We start from the raw sequence: 22,886 nt of genomic DNA, 5'->3' as shown, positions 1-22,886 counted from the left end.
GTCAGCGTCTGCCGTACTTCTTGTGCGCGGCCTGCTTGCTGACCCCGATCGCGTCGGCGATCGTCGCCCAGGGCAGGCCCGCGACCCGCGCCCGCCGGACCTGCACCGCCTCCATGCGCTCGATCTCGCGCCGCAGCGCGGTCGTGGCCCGCAGGGCCAGCAGCGGGTCCTCGTCCTGTGCTTGCCGTACGAGGCCTGCCAGGTCGTTCGTCATGGACTAAAGGTAGTCCAGCAACAGCGTGGTGATCACCTTCGGACGTTCCAAGGACGGCAGATGACCGGCCCAGTCGAGCTCCACGAGCCGCGCGTCCGGCAGGTTCTCCGCCAGGTGGCGGGCGCTGCGCCGGAAGTGGAGCAGGTCGTGGGCGCCGCCGGCGACCAGGGCGGGCACGTCGATCTCGGCGAGCGTGAAGTCCGGCTCGAACTCGTCCACGTCGCGGCCGAGCTGCAGCGAGAAGGCGTTCGCCTGCATCTCCACGACCAGCGCGCGCGCCTCGTCCGTGGCGTGGGGGCCGAGCCACGTGGCGGCGTTCAGCTCGGCGGCGCCCCTGATGTCGCCCAGCTCCAGCAGCCGGTCCTCCTCGGCGCCGAACGCCTTCATGTCGTCGGTCTTCGGCACGTCGGAGGAGCCCGGGTTGAGCAGCACCAGGCGGGTGGCGCGGCCCTGCTGGGCCAGTTGGAGGGCGATGCGGCAGCCGTAGGAGGAGGCGACGACGGCCACGCGCTCGTGACCCTCCGCCTCCAGCACGTCCGCGACGTCTCCGCAGGTGCTGAACGGCTCCGCCGCCTCATAGGGGGTACGGCCGAAGCCGCGGAAGTCCGGGGTGATGACCCGGAAGCGCCCGGTCAGCTCCGGCATCTGGGGCTCCCACATGCGGGAGTCGGCCACACCCGCGTGGAGCAGCAGCACCGGGTCGCCGGATCCGGCGGCGCCGTACCAGATCGTCATCGTGCCTCCAGGACCAGGCGCACGCCGAGCCCGATGAGCACGACGCCGGAGATCTGCTCCAGGCGGCGGCGCACGGACGGGCGGGAGAGCACCGCCTTGGCGCGCGCGACCATCCAGATGACCAGGCCGTACCAGAGGGTGTCGACGAGCACCCAGATGACGGCGAGGGCGACGAGCGTGAGCGGCACGTTCTGGCCTTGGGGCACGAACTGGGGCAGGAACGACATGGCGAACACCGCGGCCTTCGGGTTGGCCAGGCAGGTGCCGAGACCGGCGAGGTAGGACCGGCGCCAGCCGTCCACGGCCACGGGCTCGGCGAGCTCGGGACCGGCCGCGTCCCGGCGGCGCTTGCGGGCCTGCCACAGCGACTGCGCCCCCATGTACAGCAGGACGCAGGCGCCGGCCACCCGCATCACGTCGTAGGCGAGCTGGGAGGCCAGCAGCAGAGCCGACAGGCCGAAGGCGGCGGCCAGGGCCCACAGGAAGATGCCGGTCTCGTTGCCGAGGGTGGCGGCCATGCCGGAGCCGCGGCCCGCGCGCAACGTCTGGCGCAGGATGATCGCGGTGCTCACCCCGGGGACCATCGCCACCAGGACGCACGCGCCGATGAACGCGAAAAGATACATGGCGGCCATACTCGCACGCGTCAGGACATGTCAGCCGTAGATTTTCCCCAGCTCCGCCACCGCCTCGGCCATCAGCTCGCGCAGCTCAGGAGGCCCGAGCACCTCCACACTCGCGCCCATGCGCAGCAGCAGCCACCGGGCGTGGGTGATCGACTCGATCGGCACCGTGAGCGTGCGCCGGCCCTCGGCGTCCGGCTCACCCGCCGCCGCCATCGCCCCGGCCACGACGTCGTCGCCCATCGTGTAGGCCAGCAGCTTCTCGACGCCGGGCGCCGTCCTGATCACCGCCTCGGCCGTGTACATGCGTTCGCGGAACTCCTGCGCGTAGGCCCGCCAGAAGCCGCCCAGCTCGAAGTCGCCCGGCCGCTCGAAGGAGTGCCCGCCCGGCTCGGCGGTCAGGACGCGCGAGACCCGGTAGGTGCGCGGGTCGCCGCCCGCGGCCGGAGCCGCCACCAGGTACCAGGAGCCGCCCTTCAGCACCAGCCCGTACGGGTGCACGAGGCGCTCGACCACCTGCTGCCCCCAGCGCCGGTAGGTCATCCGCACCGCCCGCTGCTCCCACACCGCCTCGGCCACCACGCTCAGGAGCGGCACGTCGTCGGCCCCCCGGTACCAGCCGGGCACGTCGAGCAGGAACCGCTCGCGCATGCGCGAGGCCTGCGAGCGCGGCTCCGGCGGCAGCGCCGCCAGCAGTTTCAGCTCGGCGTTGGCCACGACCTCCGACAGCCCCAGCTCCGCCGCCGGGCCGGGCAGGCCCGCCAGGAACAGCGACGAGGCCTCCTCGGCGGTCAGGCCGTTGAGCCGGGTGCGGTAGCCGTCGAGCAACTGGTAGCCGCCGGCCGGGCCGCGGTCGGCGTAGACCGGGACGCCCGCCGCCGACAACGCGTCCACGTCGCGGTAGACGGTCCTGACCGACACCTCCAGCTCCCCTGCCAGCTCGCCCGCCGTCATCCTGCCCCGCGTCTGGAGCAGAAGGAGCAGGGAGAGCAGGCGGCTGGCGCGCATGCCAGCACCCTACGCGATAGGTTTCTTGCCGCCTTTAGCCGGACAGAAGGGATGCCCTCATCGTGGTCGACGACAGCGGCCTGCAGGCGCTGCGCGAAGCGGCGCGCCTGTCCCCCGACAATCTGCCCCTGCGCCGGCACCTGGCCGACCTGCTCCTGGGCAAGGGCTACCTCGCCGAGGCCGAGGGCGAATATCGCGCCGCCCTCCTGCTCGCGCCGCGCGACCCCGCCATCACGGCCGGTCTGGCCGAGGCGTTCGCCCGGCAGGGCGCGTACGGCGCGGCGCTGTCGGCGCTGGAGCCCTTCCTGGCCCAGCCCGGATACCCGCCGCGCATGGGCGTGATCGCCGCCCGCGCGCTGCTCGGCGAGGGAGACCTCGCCCAGGCCGGGTTCCGCTACCACGAGGCGGTCATGCGCGAGCCGGAGGCCGCCGACCCCGAGCTGGCCGCCCGGCTGGCCGCGCCCGTGCCCGCGCCCATGCCCGTGCCCGCGCCGCCGCCGGAGGAGAAGCGCTCCGGGGTCACCTTCGCCGACGTGGCCGGGATGGAGGGCGTCAAGGAGGCGCTGCGGGTCAAGCTGCTGCTGCCGGTGCAGCAGCCGGAGCTGTTCGCCGCCTTCGGCAAGCGCGCCGGCGGCGGGGTGCTGCTCTACGGGCCGCCGGGCGGCGGCAAGACCCACCTGGCCAGGGCGGCGGCCGGCGAGCTCGGCGCGTCGTTCGTGAGCGTGGGCCTGTCCGACGTCCTCGACATGTACGTCGGCCAGAGCGAGCGCAACCTGCACCACATCTTCGACGCCGCCCGCCGCAGCCGGCCGTGCGTGCTGTTCTTCGACGAGGTGGACGCCCTGGCCGCGCGCCGCTCCGACATGCGCCAGGCGCACAACCGCCAGATCGTCAACCAGTTCCTGGCCGAGCTCGACGGCGTCGACGACAAGGCCAACGAGGGCGTGCTCGTGCTCGCCGCCACCAACGCGCCCTGGTACATCGACGTGGCCTTCCGCCGCCCCGGCCGCTTCGACCAGCTCGTGTTCGTGCCGCCGCCGGACCTCGCGGCGCGGGCGGCGATCCTGCGCATCCTGTGCCGGGACAAGCCGCTGGCCGAGATGGACTTCGACGCCGTCGCCAAGGCCACCGCCGACTACGTGGGCGCCGACCTCAAGGGCCTGGTCGAGCGGGCCGTGGAGGACAAGCTGCGCGAGTCCATCGCCGCCGGGCGCCCCGTGCCGCTGACCACCCGCGACCTGCTCGCCCTCACCAAGTCGCAGCGGCCGAGCTCGGTACGCGAATGGCTGGCCACCGCGCGCAACTACGTCATGCACGCCAACGACTCCGGCGCGTGGGACGAGCTCCTGCCGTGGGTCAACCGGACATGGTGAGCGCCGAGGACGGCATCCGGCGCGCCCGCGCCCTGCTCGACCTGCGCCGCGCGCCCGAGGCGGCCCGCGCGCTGCACGGCGTCCTGGCCCAGGACCCCGGAAACTCGCTCGCCCACGCCTACCTCGCCCTCGCCCTCAGCTACCAGGACCGATGGGAGGAGGCGTCGGACGCCGCCGCCGAGGCGATCAGGCTGGCTCCCGACACCTGGTTCCCGCACTACATCGCCGGCCAGGTCCACCACCGGGCGCGCCGCCCGTACGAGGCCCTGCCGCCGATCCAGGTCGCCCTCGCGCTCAACCCCGAGTGGGCGCCGCTGTGGGAGCTCCTGGCACGGGTACGGCTGAGCGCCGGCCAGTACGGCGAGGCCGTCGCCGCCGCCCGCCAGGCCCTCGCCCTGGACCCCGAGGACGCCGACCCCGCCACCCTGCTCGCCCTCGCCCTCACCGGGCTCGGCCAGGTGCCCGACGCCCGCGCCGCGGCCGCCCGAGCCCTCGCGCTCGACCCCGAGAACGCCAACGCCCACCTGGCACTCGGCCGCCTCGAACTGGCCCACGGCGACCCCGCGCGCGCCGCCGACGCCTTCCGCGAGGTGCTGCGCCTGGCGCCCGGCTTCGACGACGCCCGCGACCTGCTCGTGCTCGCGCTCAAACGGCGCAACCCGCTGCACCGGGCGCTGACCCGCGTGCGCGAGCGCTACCGGGGCGGCTGGCGCCTGCTCCTCCTTCTTCCCGCGGTCCCGCCGATCATCCTCGTCTTCGTCGTCATCGCCTTACTGCACTGGGCGGCGTGGCTGGCCGAGGCGTGGGCGACGCTCCGCCTACACCTGGGCGTCCGCACCCGCCTGTTGCTGCCGGCCGCCGAGGCCCGCACCGCCGCGCTGAGCTGGGCGCTGGCGATCATCGGGCTGACGACGCTGGTGACGGGCATCGCGCTCGGCCACGAGCCGCTGGGCACGGCGGGGTTCGCGGTGATGGCGCTGGTCACGCCGCTGCAGGAAGCCGCCCACACCTCCGCCCGCCGCGGTCGCGCCCTCCTGTACGGCTGGGCCGCCCTGCTGGCCGCCACCGTGGTGACCTCGGCGGCGCTCGTCTCGGGGCAGACGCTGGGGCTGCTGGGCGCGTACGCGGCGCTGGGCACGATCTGGATCGCCGGCGGAGTCCGCCGGCTGGTCACGCGTTAGCTCGTACCGGTTCTTGGCGGGCCGGTTCCGGACGGGTCAGGCGAACTGCTGCCAGGCCAGGCGGGTGACCATGGCGGCCACGACGATCAGCAGCACGATCCGGACGAACGAGGCGCCGCGCTTGAGCGCCATGCGGGCGCCCAGGCGGGCGCCGGCGATGTTGCACACCGCCATGCCGAGACCCAGCGCCCACAGCACGTGCCCCTGCAGCCCGAAGACGACGAGCGCGCCCACGTTGGTCCCGATGTTGATGATCTTCGCGGTGGCGCTGGCGTTGACGAAGTCGAGGCCCAGGATGGTGGTGAACGCGATGATGAGAAAGGTGCCGGTGCCCGGCCCCATGATGCCGTCGTAGAAGGCGATGCCCACGCCGCCGACCGCGACCGCCGCGACCACCCGGGCGTTCGTGCGCAGGTGCGGCTTCGGCACCTGGCCCATCGCGGGCCGCAGCGTGACGAACGCCGCCACCCCCAGCAGCACCACCATGACCACCGGCCGCAGCACCTCGGCGCTGATCGCCACCGCGGCCGTGGCCCCGAGCCCGGAGCTCAGCACCGCCAGCGCCCCCGCCGGGATCGCCACCTGCCGGTCCAGCTTGGTGGAGCGCACGTACGTGATGGCGGCGGTGGTGGTGCCGAAGACGGACGACAGCTTGTTGGTCGCCATGGCCTGCACCGGCGGGATGCCCGCCATCATGAGCGCGGGCAGTTGCAGCAGCCCGCCCCCGCCCACGACCGCGTCCACCCATCCGGCTCCCGCGGCGGCCACGAGCAACACGACGACCTGTTCCAGCGACACGCCACTCCCCCGTCACGGCCCACACGGACCGCACAGAGGGTACAAACCCCACCCAAACTCCCCCACACCCGGGGTCACCCGCGGGTCCCGTGCCGGCAGCGACACCAGAACCCCGAGCGTCACCCGGACCCGGAGACCGGCCCGCCGAGATCACGTACGGCCCGGCGCGATGACCCCCACTCCCCGGCACCCCGGGGGCGGCTCGTGCGCCGTTGCCGGAGTGCCGGGGAACCCGAGGGGGTCAGCGGGGGATGAGCGTGCGCTTGCGGCCGGCGAAGACGTCGTCGATCAGGCCGTAGGTGCGGGCCTGCTCGGCGGTGAAGACGCGGTCGCGTTCGAGGTCGCGCCGGATCTCCAGCTCGTTCCTGCCGGTGTGCCGGGCCAGGATGTGCTCCTGCTGGTCGCGCATGCGCAGGATCTCCCTGGCGTGGATCTCCAGGTCGCTCGACTGCCCGCGCCCGCCCTCCGTGGACGGCTGGTGCAGCAGCACCCGGGCGTGCGGCAGCGCCCCTCGCTTGCCCGGGGCCCCGGCCGCCAGCAGGACGGCGGCGGCCGAGGCCGCCTCGCCGATGCAGACGGTCTGGACCTCGGGACGCACGTACTGCATGGTGTCGTAGATGGCGGTCATGGCGGTGTGGGAGCCGCCGGGCGAGTTGATGTAGAGCTGGATGTCCTGGTCGGGGTCGATCGACTCCAGCGTCAGCAACTGCGCCATCACGTCGTTGGCGCTGGTGTCGTCGATCGGCGTGCCGAGGAAGACGATCCGGTCCTCGAACAGCTTGTTGTAGGGCGTCATCTCCTTCATGCCGTAGGAGGTGCGCTCGGTGAAGGAGGGCAGGACGTAGCGTCCGCTCATGGTCAGTTCACCCCGCTGCTGGAGATGTGGTCGACGAATCCGTACTCCAGGGCCTCCTGCGCGGTGAACCAGCGGTCGCGGTCGGAGTCCTCCCTGATGCGCTCCAGCGGCTGCCCGGTGTGGAAGGCGATGAGCTCGGCCATGCGCCGCTTCGTGTACATCAGGTTCTCGGCCTGGATCTGGATGTCGGTGGCCGACCCGCCGATGCCGCCGAGCGGCTGATGCATGACGATCCGGGCGTTCGGCAGCGCGTAACGCTTGCCCGGCGCGCCACCGCACAACAGCAGCTGCCCCATCGAGGCGGCGAAGCCCATCGCGACCGTGGCCACGTCGCAGGGCACGAACTGCATCATGTCGTACAGCGCCATGCCGGCGGACACGGAACCGCCCGGTGAATTGATGTAAAGGGTCACGTCGCGCTTCGGGTCCTCGGCCGCGAGCAAAAGCAGCTCACCACAGAGTCGATTACAAATCTCGTCGTCGACCTCCTGGCCGAGAACGAGGATGCGCTCCCGCAGCAAACGCTGGCCCAGCTGCTCCGGCCACTGCTTCGTCTCTGTCATGACCTGCCTTTCCGTCGACGTGCAATTACTTCCGACGGTAGACCCGGCGGCTCTGAATTCGGCTTTCTTTTCGCTCACGGGGGATTTCACCAAAGGCGTATTATGCCGTCCGCGAATTTCGTCGACATACAATGCACCCTGTGAGAAAGAACCTCGCCAGGCGGTGGGCCTGCCTGGTGCTCGGCGGCGCGCTGCTGATGCCGTACATGATGGCCGGGGTCCTGATGTCCGGCGTGCTCAGCGGCGGCGGGCGGGTGCCCGACCTGCTGCTCCCGGTCGAGCTGGGCGTGTTCGCGGCGGTGCTGCCCGTCGTGGCGCTGACCGGATTGTTCCTGCCGGTGCGCGCCCTGGAGGTCAACGCCGCGCAGGGGCTGCTCGGCGTGCACGTCGACACCCCGCCGCGCCAGGCCCGCCGCAGCTGGCAGGAGCGCCGCCGCACCGCCGCCTGGTTCACGCTCCACCTGGGCGTCGGCGGGTTCATGAGCGGCTGCACGCTGGCGATCGTGCCGTTCACGCTGTGGACGCTGCCGCTGCCCCTGCACGGCGCCACCTGGCTCGGCTACGACGTCCGGCCCGGCTGGGCCGCGCTGCCCTGGACGCTGGCCGGGCTCGCGCTGCTGGTCGCGCTCGTGTTCGCGGTCGCGGCCGCCGGGGCGCTGCTGGCCAGGCTGGCCCCCGTGCTGCTCGGCCCCACCCCGGACGAGCGGCTGGCCGCCGTCGAGGAGCACGCGCGCGGCCTGGCGGAACGCAACCGGCTCGCCCGCGAGCTGCACGACTCCGTCGGCCACGCGCTCAGCGTCGTCACCCTCCAGGCCGCCGCCGCGGGACGCGTCCTGGACCGCGACCCCGGCACCGCCCGCGCCGCGCTGGCCGCCATCGAGCAGTCCGCGCGCTCGGCCCTCGACGACCTCGACCACGTGCTCGGCGTCCTGCGCGAGGACCGCGGCGGCCGCGGCGGCACCGAGCCGCAGGCCACGCTGGCCGACCTCGACGCGCTGGTGCGCGCCTCGGGCGCCGAGGTGCGCGCGGAGGTGGGCGATCTGAGCGGGGTGCCCGCCGTGGTGTCGCGCGAGGCGTACCGCATCGTGCAGGAAGCGCTCACCAACGCCATCAAACACGGTCATGGTCCGGTACGGCTGGCGGCAGCCGTACAGGGAGACGACCTGAAACTCGAGGTCGGCAACCCCGCGGCGGCCCGCGAGGAACGCGGCGGCGGGCGGGGCGTGACCGGGATGCGCGAGCGCGTCCGGCTGCTGCGCGGCGAGCTGGAGGCCGGACCCGCCGAGGGCGGCTGGCAGGTCTCGGTACGGCTGCCGCTACGGTCGAGCCCATGACAGTCAGGATCGTGATCGCCGACGACGAGGACCTCATCCGCGCGGGCCTGCGCATCATCCTCGACTCCGAGCCCGATCTCAGCGTCGTGGGCGAGGCGGCCGACGGGGCCGCGGTGATCCCGGTGGTGCGGCGCGAGCGGCCCGACGTCGTGCTCATGGACGTGCGGATGCCCGCCGTGGACGGCATCCAGGCCACCCGGCAGCTCGTGGCGATGGAGGAGCCGCCGAAGGTGCTGGTGGTGACCACGTTCGAGAACGACGACCACGTCTACGACGCGCTGCGGGCCGGCGCCGACGGGTTCCTTCTCAAGCGGACCAGGCCGGAGGAACTGGCGAGCGCGATCAGGACGGTGGCCAGGGGCGAGTCGCTGCTGTTCCCCGCGGCGATCCGCGCGCTGGCGGGCAGCCGTCCGCGCGTGCGGGCGCCGGGGATCGAACGGCTGACCGGACGCGAGGGCGACGTGCTGCGGCTGATGGCCAAGGGGCTGTCCAACGGCGAGATCGCCGCCGAGCTGGTGGTGAGCGCCGAGACGGTCAAGACCCACGTCGGCAACGTGCTGACCAAGCTCGGCGCCCGCGACCGCACCCAGGCCGTCATCGCCGCCTACGAGTCGGGGTTCGTCAGCCCGGCCTGAGACGTCACCTGCTCGCGCGCAGGATCTCGGCGGCGGGCAGGCCCGAACTGCCGGCGGCGCTCATGCCGGTGGCGGCCAGGTGGGCGTCGACCAGGCGCAGCCCGACCGCGTACCCGGCCATGTCGGGGATGCCGCGCGGCTCCCCGCCGAACTTGCGCACCGCGCTGTCGCCCAGCACGTACGCGGGCGTGTGCCGCATCCCCTGCAGATCGATGTCGGCCATGATCTTGCGGTAGGCGTCCTCCAGCGGCTCGCCGCTCACCATCGACGACCACGGCCCCATCGCCCCCGGCCCGGACACCTCGCGCACGAACGCCTCCGCCAGCCCCTCGGCCACGATGTGCTCGCCGACCGTGACGGTCTCCGGGTCCCACACGACGTTGTGGTAGCGGATCTGGTGGTGCATCTCGTGGACGGCGCAGTGGGCGATGCGCTCCACGTTCTCGTCGGTGGGCCAGGCCAGCAGGTAGAGCCAGCCGGGCGCGCCGCCCATGCCGTAGTAGCCGCGGGCGGTGGTCATGAGGTGTTCGTTGTCGGGGTTGCCGAGGACGAACATGACGCGTACCCGCTCGGGCTGCTTGAGGTGGGCCAGGCCCGCGCCGGCGCGCTCCAGCTCCTTCTCGATGCGGCCCTTGAGGTCGATCGAGACCAGCCGCTCGATGGCGGGCAGGTAGCGCGGGTCCTCGACGTCGGCCCGGAAGCCGCCGCCCTCGTGGTGGATGTCGACGAGGTCGCCGGGGAACGGGATGATCTCGCCGACCGGGGCGAGCATCTCGCGCAGCAGGTCCGGCCGCTCGGGCAGCGGGGCGCGCAGGATCGCGGCCATCACGTCCAGGTTGTCGTGAACGATGAGCTCCATGCCGGAGACGCTAAACCCTCCTGTTACGGGAGGGTCAAACCGGAATCAGATGGGGTCGCCCTCGCCGGACTCGTCGCCCGGCGTCGGCCCGGGGGTGCCGCTGCCGCTCTGGCTCGGCGACTGTGACGGTGTCGGCTGCTGCGGCTCCGGCGTGAGCGGCGTCGGCGGCGGCGTCGGCACCTGCACCGTCGGCGGCAGCGGGCGCGGCAGCGGCTCGCTCTCCTGCCTGCCCAGCAGCAGGACCAGCGCGATCACCACCCCGACCAGCAGCAGCGTCAGCAGAACGGCCAGCGCCAGCAGCACGCGCCGCGCGGTCTCGGTCAGCGGCCTGGCCGCGCCCGGCCGCCCCGGCAGCGCCGGAGCCCGGTCCCCCAGCCAGTACGGCACGAAGTCCGGCCCATGCGCCTGCCCGATCAGCGTCCCGCCGACCATCACCGGCTCCAGGAAGCGCTCCGCGCCCGGCCGTCCCGGCAGGTACGGCACCGCCACCCAAGGCGCCACCCCCGCGTCCATGGCCAGCACCTGCGGCGTGCCGTCGAGCACCGCCGCCCGTCCCGTGGCCCGGCCCAGCCACCCCCGCACCCCGGCGGGCGCCGACTCGCGCACGGCGGTGACGAACCGGTCGCGCGCCGCCGCGTCCAGCGCCGCGCCCTTCGTCAGCACGGCCAGCGACACCGCCCGCCCGTCCTGTGCCTGACCGAGGTAGACGAACCCGGCGGGCAGGACGTGCAGGCGCGCCTGCACCGTGAAAGGGCCCAGGGAGGGCGGATCACCGTGCTGCAGCGGACTGGCCACCCACCCATGAAAGCACAGCCGGCCTGCCGCCCCCGCGAGAGCGGGCCGCCCTGCCGGGGGTGCCTCCGTGCGAGTTCGCGGCACGTTTGGTGAAATGGCACCCATGACCGTCGCTGAAGAGCTGCCCAGCGGAACCGACCCGGCCGTGCTGCGCAAAACGCTGGACGAGGTCCGGCGCGTCATCGTGGGCCAGGAGCACATGGTGGAGCGCCTGGTCGTGGCCCTGCTCGCGCGCGGCCACTGCCTGCTCGAAGGCGTACCGGGCGTGGCCAAGACCCTGGCCGCCGCCACGCTGGCGACGGTGGTGGGGGGCACGTTCGCCCGCATCCAGTTCACCCCCGACCTGGTGCCCAGCGACATCGTCGGCACCCGCGTCTTCCACCCGTCGAGCGAGAAGTTCGACGTCGAGCTCGGGCCGGTGTTCGTCAACTTCCTGCTCGCCGACGAGATCAACCGCGCCCCCGCCAAGGTGCAGTCGGCGCTGCTGGAGGTCATGGCCGAGCGGCAGGTCACGCTGGCCGGCGTCACGAACCCGCTGCCCAGGCCGTTCATCGTGCTGGCCACGCAGAACCCGATCGAGTCCGAGGGCGTCTACCCGCTGCCTGAGGTCCAGCGCGACCGCTTCCTGTTCCGCGTACGCGTGCCGCACCCGAGCGCGCACGAGGAACTGGAGATCCTGCACCGGATGAGCGTGACCCCGCCGGTGCCCGAGCGGGTCCTGGAGCCGGACACGCTGATGGCGCTGCAGGAGCAGGCCGAGCAGGTCTCGGTGCACCAGCTCGTCGCCGACTACGTGGTGCGCCTGGTGATGACGACGCGCTCGCCCGCCGAGTACGGCCTGCCCGACCTCGCCGAGATGATCGAGATCGGCGTCAGCCCGCGGGCCACGCTGGGACTCGTGTCCGCCGGCCGGGCGCTGGCGCTGCTGCGGGGACGCGACTACCTGCTGCCCGACGACGTGCGCGACGTGGCCGTGGACGTGATGGCGCACCGGCTGATGCTGACGTTCGACGCGCTGGCCGACGGGGTGGATCCGGAACAGGTGGTCCGGCAGATCCTGCACGCCGTGCCGCCGCCCCTGGTGGTCTGGAACCAGAACCGATGACCGAGGCGGGAGCCGTACCACCGGGGAAGCGCGGCGCCGAGCACGCGCTACGGCGGCTGGAGCTGACCGTCACCCGGCGCCTGGACGGGCTGCTGCACGGCGCGCACCAGGGACTCCTGCCGGGAGCGGGCAGCGAGGCGGGCGACAGCCGCGTCTACGTGCCCGGCGAGGACGACGTGCGGCGTATGGACTGGGCGGTGACCGCACGCACGACGGTCCCGCACGTGCGGGACCTGATCGCCGACCGCGAGCTGGAGACGTGGGCGCTGGCGGACCTGTCGGCCAGCATGGACTTCGGCACCGCCGACACCGACAAGCGCGATCTCGTGGTGGCCGCGATCGGCGCGATCGGCTTCCTGTCCAGCCGGATGGGCGACCGGTTCGGGGCGCTGGTGCTGCACGAGGAGTTCATCCACCGGCTGCCGGCGCGCACGGGCCGCCCGGCCCTGTACGGGCTGCTGCACGCGCTGATGGACGCGCCGCGCGGCGGTCCCCGGCAGGACGCTCCCGACCTGGCCGAGGGTATCGACGTGCTGGCCGCCACGCGCAGGCGGCGCGGCATGCGGCTGGTCGTCTCCGACTTCCTCGACGCCCGGCCGTCCCTCGACCCCGACGCCGAGCGCCCATGGGAGCGCCCGCTCCGGCGGCTGGCGGCCCGGCACGAGGTCCTGGCGGTCGAGGTGATCGACCCCCGCGAGCTCGAACTACCCGATGTCGGGCAAATCGCGTTCACTGATCCGGAGAGCGGGAAGGTACGCGACGTGCACCTTTCACCCAAGGTACGGCAGGCGTACGCGGAGGCCGCGGCGCTGCAGCGCGAGGGCACGCGGGTCGCCCTGCGCCGGGCCGGCGCCGCCCACCTGGTGCTGCGTACCGACCGCGACTGGGTGTTCGACGTGGCGCAGTTCGTGCTCCGCCGCCGCAGGATGGCCCACCTCGCCCACCGGAGGGGCGCGTGACGTTCCTGTCCCCGGCCTGGCTGTGGCTGTTCGCGCTGATCGTGGCGCTGATCGGCGGCTACGTGGCGGCCATGTTCCTGCGCCGGCGCTACACGGTGCGCTTCACCAACCTCGCCCTGCTCGACCTCGTCGCCCCCGAGGGCCCCGGCTGGCGCCGGCACGTGGCGCCCGCGCTGTTCCTGGTGATGATGTCGCTGCTGGTCATCGGCGCCGCCCGGCCCGCCGACCAGGTACGGGTGCCGCGCGACCGGGCCACGATCATCATCGCGCTGGACGTGTCGTTGTCGATGGAGGCCGACGACGTCCAGCCCAACCGCATCAGCGCCGCCAAGGCCGCCGCCCAGGCCTTCGCCCGCGACCTGCCCGAGCGCTTCAACGTGGGCGTGGTCGCCTTCGCCCGCTCGGCCAACGTGGTCATCTCCCCCACCACCGACCACCAGGCCGTGGTGACCGCCATCGGCAACCTGACCACCCGGCCGGGCACCGCGATCGGCGAGGCCGTCTTCAACGCGCTCGACTCGATCCGCTCCTTCGACCAGCAGGCCGCCACCGACCCGCCGCCCGCGGCGATCGTGCTGCTGTCCGACGGCGACAACACCTCCGGCCGCTCGGTGCCCGAGGCGATCGAGGCCGCGACGTCCGGGCGCGTGCCCGTCTCCACCATCGCGTACGGCACGCAGGAAGGCACCGTCTCCATCGACGGCCGGGAGGTGAACGTGCCGGTCAACAAGCAGACGCTCCAGTCGTTGTCCGAGGGCACCAGCGGCCGGGCCTACGCCGCCGAGTCGGGCACCGAACTGCGCGAGGTCTACGAGCAGATCGGCACCTCGCTCGGCTTCAAGCTCGTCAACCAGGAGATCAGCCAGTGGTTCATCGTGGCCGCGGTGCTGCTGGGCGCGCTGGTGGCCGGTGCCTCGGTCTGGTTCGGTGCCCGGATCCCGTAACGTTTCTGCACGTGGCCCACTACTTCTCCGAGCGGCCTGACACGAGCCACAAGCCGGGCTCGGTCAGTCTCGTGCTGCCCGATCTGCACCTGCGGCTGGAGACCGACAGCGGCGTGTTCTCCCCCGAGCGGGTCGATCTGGGCACGAAGATCCTGCTGGAGAGCGTGCCACCGCCGCCGCGGGAAGGCGACCTGCTCGACCTGGGCTGCGGCTACGGGCCGATCGCGCTGACGATGGCCACGCGGGCGCCCGGAGCGACCGTCTGGGCGGTCGACGTGAACCGGCGCTCGCTGGAGCTTACGGAGCGCAACGCCCAGGCCGCCGCCCTTTACAAAGTAAGACCGGTTCATATCGACGACGTACCAGATGACGTGAAATTTCGGGCTATCTGGTCTAATCCGGCGATCCGGATCGGCAAACCGGCACTCCACGCCATGCTCACCAGGTGGCTGTCGCGGCTGACCCCCGACGGCGTCGCCTACCTGGTCGTCCAGAAACACCTCGGCTCCGACTCCCTGCAGCGCTGGCTCGGCGAGCAGGGCTGGCAGGCCTCCCGTGAGGCTTCCAGGGCCGCGTACCGAATCCTGAAGGTGACACGATGAGAAGGCAGCTTCGCCCCACGGACGTGAAGCGGCTCAACCGCACCTGGCGGCGCGGCACCGAACACCGGATCGCGCTGATCCTCGAATCGGTGACCGGCCCGTTCAACGTCGGCTCGATCTTCCGCAGCGCCGCCGCGTTCGGCGTCGACACCATCTGGCTGGCCGGCAACGCGACCCCGCCCACCAATCCGAAGGCGGGCAAGACGGCGCTCGGCACCGACCGCCTCGTCACCTGGCACGAGCCCATGCCCGCCGTCGACGCGGTCAAGGCGGCCCGCGAGGACGGCTACGCCGTACTGGCGATCGAGCTCACCTCCGACGCTCAGCCGATCTTCCGCGCCGACCTCGCCCGCGACGTCTGCCTGGTCGTGGGCAGCGAGGACCACGGCTGCTCGCCCGCGCTGCTCGACGCCGCCGACGGCGCCTGCTACATCCCGCAGGTCGGCCGGGTCGGCTCCTTCAACGTCGCGGTGGCCGCGGCCATGGCACTGGCCGAGACCCGCCGCCAGGAATGGGCAGCCCTGCCTGATTCGTAACCCAAACGTTCACCCACGGAAGGCATACTCGACCCGTGCTCAGCCGTCGATTCCCGTTCCTCGACCATCCGGGCCCCCTGGCCTTCGCCCACCGGGGCGGGGCGCTCGAAGGACGGGAGAACACCGCTGCCGCCTTCGAGCGGGCCGTCGCTCTCGGCTACACCTACCTGGAGACCGACGCCCACGCCACCTCGGACGGCGTGCTGCTGGCCTTCCACGACCACACGCTCGACCGGGTGACCGACCGGCGCGGACGGATCGCCGACCTGCCCTACAGCACGGTACGCCAGGCCCGCATCGGCGGCGCGCACGAGATCCCCCTGATGGAGGACCTGCTCGGCAGCTTCCCCGAGGCCCGCTTCAACATCGACGTCAAGGAGGCCGGCGCGATCGCCCCGCTGGCCGAGGTGGTCAGGCGCACCGGCGCCCACGACCGGGTCTGCCTGACCTCCTTCTCCGACGAGCGCCTCGAACGGGCCAGGGCGGCGATGGGCCGCGAGGTCTGCTCCTCCCTCGGGCCGCGCGGCGTGGCCGCCCTGCGCACCGCCGCCAGCACCTCCGGCTACGGCCGGCTGCTCACCCGCCTGGCCCGCTCCGGGGTCCCCTGCGCGCAGGTCCCGGTGGGCTTTCGCGGCCTGCGCGTGACGACCAGGGCCCTGGTGCACACCGCGCACGCCGTCGGCATGCAGGTGCACGTGTGGACCATCAACGACCCGCTCCGCATGGAACGCCTGCTCGACCTGGGCGTCGACGGCATCATGACCGACAACATCTCGGGCCTGCGCGACGTCCTCGACCGGCGCGGCCTCTGGCATCCCGGCTCCCTGGCCGCATAGGAGAAGCATGACCGTCCCCTCACCCCCCGCGGTCTTCGACGACTCCCCCGCCGCGCGCAAGCGCGAGCAGTGGGGCTGGTACTTCTACGACTGGGCCAACTCCGCCTTCCCGACGACGGTCCTGACCGTCTTCCTCGGGCCGTACCTGATCACGATCGCCGAGGCGGCCGCGAACGGCGCGCCGTACGTGGACGTGCTCGGCTTCGACGTACGGCCGGGCGCGTACTTCTCCTTCGTCGTCGGCGTCGCGGCGATCATGCAGATCATCTTCATGCCGGTGGCGGGCGCGCTGGCCGACCACACCGGGCGCAAGAAGGAGCTGATGGGCTTCTTCGCGATCCTGGGCGCGCTGGCCACGGTCTGCTTCTGGTTCGTCGGCGACGGCCGCTACATCCTCGGCGGCCTGCTGTTCCTGATCGCGAACGTGGGCTTCGCGTGCGCGTTCGTCATCTACAACTCCTTCCTGCCCGACATCGCCACGCCCGACGAACGGGACAAGGTCTCGGGCATGGGCTGGGGCTTCGGCTACCTCGGCGGCGGGCTGCTGCTGGCCGTGCACCTGGTGCTGTTCCTGTTCGGCGAGGACCTGCTCGGCATCGACAAGGGCACCGCGGTGCGCATCGCGCTCGCCTCGGCCGGCCTGTGGTGGGGCGGCTTCACGATCATCCCGCTGCTGCGGCTGCGCAACCGGCGCGGCCCCGCCCCGCGCCGCGAGACGGCGGGCCAGGCGATCGGCGGCTCCTTCCGCCAGCTCGGCCGCACCGCGATCGGGCTGAAGGCCTACCCGCTGACGCTGGCCTTCCTCGTCGGCTACCTGCTCTACAACGACGGCGTCCAGACCGTCATCTCCTTCTCCGCGACCTTCGCCGAGAAGGAGCTGGGCCTCGACACGACGGTGCAGATCGGCGCCATCCTGATGGTGCAGTTCGTGGCGTTCTTCGGCGCGCTGCTGCTGAGCTTCGTGGCCTCAAGGATCGGCGCGAAGAAGGTCGTGCTGATGGCGCTGGTGGCCTGGACGGCCGTCGTCGCGATCGCCTACTTCCTGCCCGCGGGCTCGGCCGCGGCCTTCTACGCGCTCGGCTTCGCGATCGCCATCGTCATGGGCGGCACGCAGGCGCTGTCGCGCTCCCTGTTCTCCCACGTGATCCCGAAGGGCAAGGAGGCGGAGTACTACAGCCTCTACGAGATCAGCGACAAGGGCTCGACCTTCCTCGGCTCGGCGACCCTCGGCATGGCCATCCAGCTGTCGGGCAGCTACCGGCTGGGCATCATCTCGCTGGTCGTCTTCTTCATCCTGGGCGGCGCCATCCTGGCCGCGGTCAACCTGCCCAAGGCCATCCGCGCCGCCGGCAACGACGTCCCGGACAAGCTCTAGTCCGGCTTGGCCAGCACCATCGTCCCCGGCCTCTGCGCGGCGCCGGGGCCTCCGACGATCGTGATCGTGTCCGCGCCGGCGGCGCCGCCGCAGTGCGGGCACGTCACCTCGGGCGTGAACTGCCGCCCGCAGGAGTGGATCAGCAGCGCGGGCGGCCCGCCGGGCGGCGTCGCCCACCGGTCGCCCCACGCCATCAGCGTGATGAGCGCGGGCACGATGTCGCGGCCCGCCTCGGTCAGGTGGTACTCGTGGCGGGCCGGCCGTTCCTGGTAGGCGACCTTCTCCACCACGCCCGCCGCCCGCAGGCGCTCCAGGCGTTGCGTGAGCAGGTTGCGCGAGATCCCGAGGTCCTCGCTCAGCTGGTCGAACCTGCGCAGGCCGAGGAAGAGGTCGCGCAGGATCAGCGGCGTCCACGGCTCCGCCACCACGCCGACGGCCTGGGCGATGGAGCAGTGCATGTCCCCGAACCTGTTCATGACCCCAGCATAGTCAGTTGATAAAGTGAACCCATGACAGTTCATTTTCAGGACTCACTCAACGCGGTCAGCCGCCGCTACCGCGAGGCCGGCGAGGCCAAGGACGTCGACGCCCTGATGGCCACGCTCTCCCCCACGGTCTCCTTCCACTCCCCGCTGAGCGCCCGCGCGGGCTTCTCCGGGCACGCGCAGGTCCGCGAGCTGTTCACGGTGGCGCTCGGCGCCCTGCGCGAGCTGCGCTACCACACCGACGTCGGCGACGAGCGCACCCGCATGCTCGCCGCCACCGCCCGCCTCGGCAAGCACGAACTGGAGGAGGCCGTCCTGCTCAGGATCGGCGAGGACGACCTCATCGAGGACGTCACCATGTGGATCAGGCCGCTGCCCGCGCTCACCGCCATGATGGCGGCGCTCGGCCCCGGCCTGGCCCGCGCCGCCGGCAAGCCCGCCCTGGCGGCGCTGGTCGGCGCCTCGGTCAAGCCGCTGGCGTTCATGACCGACTTCGGCGACCGCACGCTGGTGCCCCTCGTCACTCCGAAATGACGCGTACGTGCGCGCAGTGGCGGAAGACGTCGTCCGGGTCCCAGGCCGACTTCACCCGCCGCAGCCTGCCGTAGCGCTCCTCTCCCATCGCCCAGCGCACCCGGTCGTCGTCCGGCGCCTCCAGGTTCAGGTACGTGCCGGTCACCTCGTGGCCCCGGATCGCGGCGGTCACCTTGGCCGTCCAGGCCCGGTTGGCCTCGTCGTCGGCCGGGTCCGTCCAGACCGCCATGGGGTGGATGAGGTAGCGGCCGCCCTCCCGGCCCGGGTAGGCCGAGTCGGGGCCGTTCCTGACCGCCTCCGGCATCGCCGCGACGACCAGTTGCGTCAGCGGGCTGGGGGCGGTCATCGCGGCGTCCTGCAGGTCGGCGACGAGGTCCGGCGGCAGGCCGCGGACCATCTCGGCGCTCCACCGGTTGCGCCAGCCCGGCTGGGCGCCGCCGTCGATCATCGACTGCAGCGCCACGTAGGGCATCGGCTGGACGGCGTCGAACAGGGGCTCGGCCGCCGCGTACAGGGGCCTGATCAGCTCCTTTCCGGCGTCCGGGTCGCCCAGCCACACCGGCGCCACCGCGAGGACCGGCCGGCCGACCACGTGGCCGGGCACGAACGGCTCAGGCGGCGCCGTCATGAAGATCACCGCGCCGTTGAAGTCGGGGAACTCCTCCAGCCCGGCCAGCACGTCCAGGACGGCCGGCGCGTCGGCCACCCGGTAGCCGATCAGCCCGCCGAGCATCAGCGGCTCCACCGGATGCAGGCGGAAGGTGAAGGAGGTGACGACCCCGAAGTTGCCGCCGCCGCCGCGCAGCGCCCACATGAGCTCCGGCTCGTCCCGCTCGGTGACGGAGACCACGCGGCCGCCGGCGGTGACCATCTCCACGCCGATCAGGTTGTCGGAGGTCAGGCCGTGCCGTCCCGACAGCCACCCGTGGCCGCCGCCCAGCGTGAGCCCGGCAACGCCGGTGTGGCTCACCCGGCCGCCGGGGACGGCCAGGCCGTGGGCCTGCGTGGCCTGGTCGACGTCGCGCCAGGTCGCGCCGCCCCCGACCACCGCGGTGCGCTCGCGCGCGTCCACGGTGACACCGCGCAGCGCGGACAGGTCGATCACCAGGTCGCCGCCGAGCGCGAGCCCGGCCACGCCGTGCCCGCCGCCCCGCACGCTCACCTCCATGCCACGGGTGCGGGCGTGGGCCAGCGCCACCACCACGTCCTCCGTGCCGCCGGCCCGCACGAGCAGCGCGGGCCGCCGGTCGATCATGCCGTTGTAGAGCCTCCTGGCGTCCTCGTAGCCCGGGTCGTCGGGGGTGAGCGCTTCTCCTCGTACGGCGAGCCGCATCGTTGTCTCCTCAGGCCGTGTAACCGATGGCGCCCAGCCTGGACGGGCGACCTTCCACCTCCGTTTCACCGGCGTCTCACCGGCGAGCCTGGGATAATCCAGCCCATGTCATCGCCCTCCGGCCTGGACGTCCTCGTGCTCGGACCGGTCGTGATTCGCGCCGGTGAGGCTCTGGTCCGTCTGGAGCGTCCGCTCGAACGCGCGCTCCTGGCCCGGCTCGCGCTGGCCGGCGGGCGCCCCGTCCCCGACGAACGGCTCGCCGCCGACCTGTGGGGCGCGGCCGAGCTCACCCGGCCCACCGAACGGCTGCGCGTCCTGGCCTCCCGCCTGCGCACCGCCCTCACCGCGGCGCCGTCCCCGTCCTCGTCCTCGTCCGGTGCGCGGCTGGTGAGGGCGGCAGGCGGCTACTCCCTCGACGCCGGCCCCGCCGACCTGCGCGCCGCCCGCGAGGCGGCCGAGAGCCTGCACGCCGCCGTGCGCGCCGGCGACCACCGCTCGGCCAGGGCGGCCGCGGCCGAGGCGCTCGGGTTGTGGCGCGGCTCGTCGCTGGAGGACCTGCGATCCGTCCCCTTCGCCGCCGCGGAGGGCGAGCGGCTGGACGCGTGGCGCTTCGACCTGCTCGTGGAGCGGCTGCAGGCCGACCTGGCCCTGGGCGCCGCCGCCGAGGCCCGGCCCGAGCTGGAACGGCTGGCCGCCGAGCACCCCCTGCACGAGCGGCTGCACGGGCTGCTGGCCACCGCCCTCTACCAGAGCGGACGGCAGGCGGAGGCCCTGGACCGGCTGGCCAGGCTACGCCGCACGCTCGCGGAGGAGCTCGGCGTGGACCCGGCCCCGGAGACGGCGCGGCTGGAGATGCTCCTGCTCCGCCAGGACCCCTCCCTGCTCCACGAACGGCCCGGCCCCACGCGAGAGGCGGGCGCGGCGCGCGAACCCGCCGTCGGCGAGCGGCCGGGAGAAGACGCGCGGCCGGGAGAAGACAGGTCACCGGGAGAAAGCAGGCGGCCAGGAGAAGACGGGCAGCCGGGAGCAGACGGGCGGCCGGGAGACGGGGCGGTGCGGCTCCCCGGGCCCGCGACCAGTTTCGTGGGCCGCGACGGCGACCTGGCCGCCCTGGTGGGCCGGTTGGCGCGGCCGGGGCTGGTGACGCTCACCGGCGGGCCGGGCAGCGGGAAGTCCCGGCTGGCGATCGAGGCGGCCAGATCGGTGGCCGGGCAACGGCCCGCCATGGCGGCGCGACAGCGACCGATCACGGGGGCCGGGCGGCGGGCGGTCACGGTGGTCGAGCTGGCTCCGCTCCAAAGGCAGGACGCGATCTGGGCGGCCGTCGGCGCCGAGCCCGGCGACCCGGCCGAGGCGGCCGCGCGGCTCGACGGCTCCCTGCTGGTGCTGGACAACGCCGAGCACCTGGTCGAGGCGGTGGCGGAGCTGGTGATGGCGCTGCTGGGCCGTACGACGGAGCTGACCGTGCTCGTCACCTCACAGCGCCCGCTGCTGGCCCCCGGCGAGGAGTTGCACAGGGTCGGGCCGCTCGCGCCCGCGGCGGCGGCGCGGTTGTTCCTGCAGCGGTGCGCGCCCGACCAGATCGGCGCCGACCCCGACGCGGTGGCCGCGATCTGCGCCGCCGTGGACCGGCTGCCGCTCGGCATCGAGCTGGCGGCGGGACTCACCCGGGCGCTGACCGCGGCGCAACTGGCCACGCGCGTGGAGGACCGCCTGCGGCTGCTGGTCGGTGGCGGGCGCGGCGCCGGCGGACGGCACACGAGCCTGCGCTCCGCCCTCGACTGGAGCCACGACCTGCTGGAGGCCCGCGAGCGCGCGGTCCTGCGCCAGGTGTCGGTGTTCAGCGGCGGCTTCACGCTGGAGGCCGCCGAGCACGTGGCCGCCGCGCGCATGCCGGTCGGCGACGTCGCCCCCGCGCTGGCCGAGCTCGCCGACCGCAGCCTGGTGACGGTGGAGACCGGCGGTGGCGGGCGCAGGTTCGGGCTGCTGGAGACCGTCAAGGACTACGCCACGGTACGGCTGGCCGCCGCCGGCGAGACCGAGCCGGCCCGCGCCGCGCACCTGGCCTGGTGCCTCGACTTCGTCAGGCAGGCCGGCGACCCCGACGACTTCGCCGGGGCGGAGGCGGTCGGCGCGGTGTTCGCCGAGTGGCCGAACCTGCTGGCCGCGCTGGACGGCGCCCCGGGCACCGAGCGCGCCGCCGACGGCCTGCGGCTGGCCCTGGAGCTGCACACCCCGTGGCTCATCCGCGGCTGGTACGCCGAGGCCAGACGCCACTTCGCCGCCCTGTCCGACGCCCCTGGCAGCACCCGGGCGGAACGCGCGTCCGCCCTGTGCGACCACGGCTTCGTCACGACCATGGTCGGCCGCTTCGACGAGGCCGCGGACCTGCTGGCCAAGGCCGCGGAACTGGCCGACGACGACACGCTGACCATGAACGTCCGCTACTACCGCGGCATCGTGGAGATCGAGCGCGGCCGGCTGAAGGACGCCCTGGCCCCGCTGCTGGAGGGCCAGGAACTGGCGGAGCGGCTGGCCAACAGGCAGCGCAGGTCCGCGTTCGCCGACGCGCTGGGCACCCTGTACCTGTACACGGGCCGGGCCGAGGCGGCGCTCGACCGCTACGTCACCGCCAACGCGCTCGACCGGGAGAGCGGCGACGAGCACGGCCTGGCCAGGGGCCTGAGCAACCAGGCCCAGGCGCTGCTGGCCATGGGCCGTACCCGCGAGGCGGTGGCCTGCGCCGACGAGTCCGGCCACTACGCGACCCGGCTCGACGACCGGCAGATCCTGCCGCTGAACGAGCTGATCAGGGGCAACGCCCGGCTCGCCGACGGCGACACGGGCGCGGCGCAGGCGCACCTGCGGGCGGCGCTGGCCTACGCGGCCGAGGACGGGACCGGGGCGAGCATGGCGCACATCGACCTGGCCGACGTGCTGATCCTGCGCGGCGACCTGGACGAGGCCGGTTCGTTGCTGCGGGCGGTCTACGCCGACGCGCCGGAGGGCAGCACGCCGTGGCTGGCCGCCAGGGCGGTCTCGGCGGCGCTGACGCTCGCCTCCGGCGACCGGGCAGGCGCCGGGGACCTGGCCGAGGCGACGGCCTCCGCGTACGCCGCCTCGGGGTTCGGCTGGCCCAGGTACACCGCCCGGCTGGCCGAGGTCCGCCACTCGCTGAGCCGCTAGCGGCCGGCGATCCGCGC

The 22,886-nt window shown here is 73.3% G+C and carries 24 protein-coding genes; 13 read left to right on the top strand and 11 right to left on the bottom strand.

Annotation, left to right across the window (positions count from 1 at the left end; all coding sequences use genetic code 11):
- Position 1 precedes the first annotated feature (1 nt).
- The 4 genes from ACIBHY_RS09170 to ACIBHY_RS09155 are packed head-to-tail and all read right to left on the bottom strand — an operon-like array spanning position 2 to position 2,580.
- Entirely contained in the window at positions 2 to 214 is a 213-nt protein-coding gene (locus ACIBHY_RS09170) for a hypothetical protein (protein ID WP_379627807.1), read from the bottom strand.
- 3 nt (positions 215 to 217) lie between these two features.
- A complete protein-coding gene (locus ACIBHY_RS09165) occupies positions 218 to 949 on the bottom strand; it encodes an alpha/beta fold hydrolase (RefSeq protein ID WP_397249761.1) in 732 nt (243 codons plus the stop codon).
- Complete coding sequence (locus ACIBHY_RS09160) at positions 946 to 1,575, bottom strand: LysE family translocator (RefSeq protein ID WP_397306375.1); 630 nt, start codon at positions 1,573 to 1,575, stop codon at positions 946 to 948. The genes ACIBHY_RS09165 and ACIBHY_RS09160 overlap by 4 nt, the downstream gene beginning before the upstream one ends.
- 30 nt (positions 1,576 to 1,605) lie before the next feature.
- The gene (locus ACIBHY_RS09155; protein ID WP_397249765.1) at positions 1,606 to 2,580 is read right to left on the bottom strand and encodes a helix-turn-helix transcriptional regulator; all 975 of its coding nucleotides are present in this window, start codon (positions 2,578 to 2,580) and stop codon (positions 1,606 to 1,608) included.
- Between the two features lie 62 nt (positions 2,581 to 2,642).
- On the opposite strand from ACIBHY_RS09155, the gene ACIBHY_RS09150 reads away from it, so the two are divergent.
- Positions 2,643 to 3,953 (top strand): AAA family ATPase, encoded by a 1,311-nt coding sequence (locus tag ACIBHY_RS09150; RefSeq protein ID WP_397306374.1) that lies wholly within the window; start codon positions 2,643 to 2,645, stop codon positions 3,951 to 3,953.
- Entirely contained in the window at positions 3,932 to 5,134 is a 1,203-nt protein-coding gene (locus ACIBHY_RS09145; protein WP_397306373.1) for a tetratricopeptide repeat protein, read from the top strand. The genes ACIBHY_RS09150 and ACIBHY_RS09145 overlap by 22 nt, the downstream gene beginning before the upstream one ends.
- A gap of 36 nt (positions 5,135 to 5,170) precedes the next feature.
- On the opposite strand, the gene ACIBHY_RS09140 is transcribed toward ACIBHY_RS09145, so the two are convergent.
- The 3 genes from ACIBHY_RS09140 to ACIBHY_RS09130 form a co-directional block, all read right to left on the bottom strand.
- On the bottom strand, positions 5,171 to 5,932 hold the full coding sequence (locus ACIBHY_RS09140; RefSeq protein ID WP_397249771.1) for a TSUP family transporter: 762 nt from the start codon (positions 5,930 to 5,932) through the stop codon (positions 5,171 to 5,173).
- Positions 5,933 to 6,173: 241 nt separating this feature from the next.
- Complete coding sequence (locus ACIBHY_RS09135; RefSeq protein WP_397306372.1) at positions 6,174 to 6,788, bottom strand: ATP-dependent Clp protease proteolytic subunit; 615 nt, start codon at positions 6,786 to 6,788, stop codon at positions 6,174 to 6,176.
- A 2-nt stretch (positions 6,789 to 6,790) separates the two neighbouring features.
- The gene (locus ACIBHY_RS09130) at positions 6,791 to 7,351 is read right to left on the bottom strand and encodes a ClpP family protease (RefSeq protein WP_397249775.1); all 561 of its coding nucleotides are present in this window, start codon (positions 7,349 to 7,351) and stop codon (positions 6,791 to 6,793) included.
- Between the two features lie 140 nt (positions 7,352 to 7,491).
- Between ACIBHY_RS09130 and ACIBHY_RS09125 the strand changes: the two genes are divergently transcribed.
- Complete coding sequence (locus ACIBHY_RS09125; RefSeq protein WP_397249777.1) at positions 7,492 to 8,685, top strand: sensor histidine kinase; 1,194 nt, start codon at positions 7,492 to 7,494, stop codon at positions 8,683 to 8,685.
- On the top strand, positions 8,682 to 9,320 hold the full coding sequence (locus ACIBHY_RS09120) for a response regulator (protein WP_397249779.1): 639 nt from the start codon (positions 8,682 to 8,684) through the stop codon (positions 9,318 to 9,320). Before ACIBHY_RS09125 ends, ACIBHY_RS09120 begins: the two co-directional genes overlap by 4 nt.
- Before the next feature lie 4 nt (positions 9,321 to 9,324).
- Here ACIBHY_RS09120 and ACIBHY_RS09115 read toward each other — a convergent pair whose 3' ends face one another.
- Positions 9,325 to 10,179, bottom strand: a complete 855-nt coding sequence (locus tag ACIBHY_RS09115; RefSeq protein WP_397306371.1) for a DUF2268 domain-containing protein — start codon at positions 10,177 to 10,179, stop codon at positions 9,325 to 9,327.
- 45 nt (positions 10,180 to 10,224) lie between these two features.
- Positions 10,225 to 10,974 (bottom strand): hypothetical protein, encoded by a 750-nt coding sequence (locus tag ACIBHY_RS09110; protein WP_397249783.1) that lies wholly within the window; start codon positions 10,972 to 10,974, stop codon positions 10,225 to 10,227.
- A gap of 103 nt (positions 10,975 to 11,077) precedes the next feature.
- Here ACIBHY_RS09110 and ACIBHY_RS09105 point away from each other — a divergent pair, with 103 nt between their 5' ends.
- Genes ACIBHY_RS09105 through ACIBHY_RS09075 form a run of 7 tightly spaced genes read left to right on the top strand, consistent with a single transcriptional unit; the run spans position 11,078 to position 17,331 of the window.
- The gene (locus tag ACIBHY_RS09105; protein ID WP_397249785.1) at positions 11,078 to 12,079 is read left to right on the top strand and encodes an AAA family ATPase; all 1,002 of its coding nucleotides are present in this window, start codon (positions 11,078 to 11,080) and stop codon (positions 12,077 to 12,079) included.
- On the top strand, positions 12,076 to 13,038 hold the full coding sequence (locus tag ACIBHY_RS09100) for a DUF58 domain-containing protein (protein WP_397306370.1): 963 nt from the start codon (positions 12,076 to 12,078) through the stop codon (positions 13,036 to 13,038). Before ACIBHY_RS09105 ends, ACIBHY_RS09100 begins: the two co-directional genes overlap by 4 nt.
- Entirely contained in the window at positions 13,035 to 13,982 is a 948-nt protein-coding gene (locus ACIBHY_RS09095; protein ID WP_397249789.1) for a VWA domain-containing protein, read from the top strand. Before ACIBHY_RS09100 ends, ACIBHY_RS09095 begins: the two co-directional genes overlap by 4 nt.
- Positions 13,983 to 13,993: 11 nt before the next feature.
- Positions 13,994 to 14,584 carry a class I SAM-dependent methyltransferase gene (locus ACIBHY_RS09090; RefSeq protein ID WP_397249791.1) on the top strand — a complete coding sequence of 197 codons (591 nt, stop codon included), beginning with the start codon at positions 13,994 to 13,996 and terminating at the stop codon, positions 14,582 to 14,584.
- Complete coding sequence (locus ACIBHY_RS09085; protein ID WP_397306369.1) at positions 14,581 to 15,120, top strand: TrmH family RNA methyltransferase; 540 nt, start codon at positions 14,581 to 14,583, stop codon at positions 15,118 to 15,120. The genes ACIBHY_RS09090 and ACIBHY_RS09085 overlap by 4 nt, the downstream gene beginning before the upstream one ends.
- A gap of 35 nt (positions 15,121 to 15,155) precedes the next feature.
- On the top strand, positions 15,156 to 15,956 hold the full coding sequence (locus ACIBHY_RS09080) for a glycerophosphodiester phosphodiesterase (RefSeq protein ID WP_397306368.1): 801 nt from the start codon (positions 15,156 to 15,158) through the stop codon (positions 15,954 to 15,956).
- 7 nt (positions 15,957 to 15,963) lie between these two features.
- Positions 15,964 to 17,331 (top strand): MFS transporter, encoded by a 1,368-nt coding sequence (locus ACIBHY_RS09075; RefSeq protein WP_397249797.1) that lies wholly within the window; start codon positions 15,964 to 15,966, stop codon positions 17,329 to 17,331.
- On the opposite strand, the gene ACIBHY_RS09070 is transcribed toward ACIBHY_RS09075, so the two are convergent.
- The gene (locus ACIBHY_RS09070; RefSeq protein WP_397306367.1) at positions 17,328 to 17,807 is read right to left on the bottom strand and encodes a winged helix-turn-helix transcriptional regulator; all 480 of its coding nucleotides are present in this window, start codon (positions 17,805 to 17,807) and stop codon (positions 17,328 to 17,330) included. The two genes, ACIBHY_RS09075 and ACIBHY_RS09070, sit on opposite strands and share 4 nt — an antisense overlap.
- A 33-nt stretch (positions 17,808 to 17,840) precedes the next feature.
- On the opposite strand from ACIBHY_RS09070, the gene ACIBHY_RS09065 reads away from it, so the two are divergent.
- Positions 17,841 to 18,350 carry a nuclear transport factor 2 family protein gene (locus ACIBHY_RS09065; RefSeq protein WP_397249799.1) on the top strand — a complete coding sequence of 170 codons (510 nt, stop codon included), beginning with the start codon at positions 17,841 to 17,843 and terminating at the stop codon, positions 18,348 to 18,350.
- On the opposite strand, the gene ACIBHY_RS09060 is transcribed toward ACIBHY_RS09065, so the two are convergent.
- Positions 18,337 to 19,683, bottom strand: coding sequence for an FAD-binding oxidoreductase (locus ACIBHY_RS09060; RefSeq protein WP_397306366.1), 1,347 nt, complete (start codon positions 19,681 to 19,683; stop codon positions 18,337 to 18,339). The genes ACIBHY_RS09065 and ACIBHY_RS09060 overlap by 14 nt on opposite strands.
- A gap of 105 nt (positions 19,684 to 19,788) precedes the next feature.
- On the opposite strand from ACIBHY_RS09060, the gene ACIBHY_RS09055 reads away from it, so the two are divergent.
- Positions 19,789 to 22,869 carry an AfsR/SARP family transcriptional regulator gene (locus ACIBHY_RS09055; RefSeq protein ID WP_397306365.1) on the top strand — a complete coding sequence of 1,027 codons (3,081 nt, stop codon included), beginning with the start codon at positions 19,789 to 19,791 and terminating at the stop codon, positions 22,867 to 22,869.
- Positions 22,870 to 22,886: the final 17 nt, after the last annotated feature.

The sequence above is a fragment of the Nonomuraea sp. NPDC050547 genome (assembly GCF_044457345.1).
Classification (GTDB): Bacteria; Actinomycetota; Actinomycetes; order Streptosporangiales; family Streptosporangiaceae; genus Nonomuraea.
This window is presented reverse-complemented; position numbering and strand designations above follow the sequence as displayed.

What these genes read in the sequence shown, in the direction of transcription:
- ACIBHY_RS09070 (WP_397306367.1), bottom strand. Translation starts at nt 17,807, where the DNA reads ATGAACAGGTTCGGGGACATGCACTGCTCCATCGCCCAGGCCGTCGGC.
- ACIBHY_RS09075 (WP_397249797.1), top strand. Translation starts at nt 15,964, where the DNA reads ATGACCGTCCCCTCACCCCCCGCGGTCTTCGACGACTCCCCCGCCGCG.
- ACIBHY_RS09165 (WP_397249761.1), bottom strand. Translation starts at nt 949, where the DNA reads ATGACGATCTGGTACGGCGCCGCCGGATCCGGCGACCCGGTGCTGCTG.
- ACIBHY_RS09065 (WP_397249799.1), top strand. Translation starts at nt 17,841, where the DNA reads ATGACAGTTCATTTTCAGGACTCACTCAACGCGGTCAGCCGCCGCTAC.
- ACIBHY_RS09060 (WP_397306366.1), bottom strand. Translation starts at nt 19,683, where the DNA reads ATGCGGCTCGCCGTACGAGGAGAAGCGCTCACCCCCGACGACCCGGGC.
- ACIBHY_RS09120 (WP_397249779.1), top strand. Translation starts at nt 8,682, where the DNA reads ATGACAGTCAGGATCGTGATCGCCGACGACGAGGACCTCATCCGCGCG.
- ACIBHY_RS09170 (WP_379627807.1), bottom strand. Translation starts at nt 214, where the DNA reads ATGACGAACGACCTGGCAGGCCTCGTACGGCAAGCACAGGACGAGGAC.
- ACIBHY_RS09115 (WP_397306371.1), bottom strand. Translation starts at nt 10,179, where the DNA reads ATGGAGCTCATCGTTCACGACAACCTGGACGTGATGGCCGCGATCCTG.
- ACIBHY_RS09130 (WP_397249775.1), bottom strand. Translation starts at nt 7,351, where the DNA reads ATGACAGAGACGAAGCAGTGGCCGGAGCAGCTGGGCCAGCGTTTGCTG.
- ACIBHY_RS09100 (WP_397306370.1), top strand. Translation starts at nt 12,076, where the DNA reads ATGACCGAGGCGGGAGCCGTACCACCGGGGAAGCGCGGCGCCGAGCAC.
- ACIBHY_RS09055 (WP_397306365.1), top strand. Translation starts at nt 19,789, where the DNA reads ATGTCATCGCCCTCCGGCCTGGACGTCCTCGTGCTCGGACCGGTCGTG.
- ACIBHY_RS09105 (WP_397249785.1), top strand. Translation starts at nt 11,078, where the DNA reads ATGACCGTCGCTGAAGAGCTGCCCAGCGGAACCGACCCGGCCGTGCTG.
- ACIBHY_RS09160 (WP_397306375.1), bottom strand. Translation starts at nt 1,575, where the DNA reads ATGTATCTTTTCGCGTTCATCGGCGCGTGCGTCCTGGTGGCGATGGTC.
- ACIBHY_RS09085 (WP_397306369.1), top strand. Translation starts at nt 14,581, where the DNA reads ATGAGAAGGCAGCTTCGCCCCACGGACGTGAAGCGGCTCAACCGCACC.
- ACIBHY_RS09135 (WP_397306372.1), bottom strand. Translation starts at nt 6,788, where the DNA reads ATGAGCGGACGCTACGTCCTGCCCTCCTTCACCGAGCGCACCTCCTAC.
- ACIBHY_RS09155 (WP_397249765.1), bottom strand. Translation starts at nt 2,580, where the DNA reads ATGCGCGCCAGCCGCCTGCTCTCCCTGCTCCTTCTGCTCCAGACGCGG.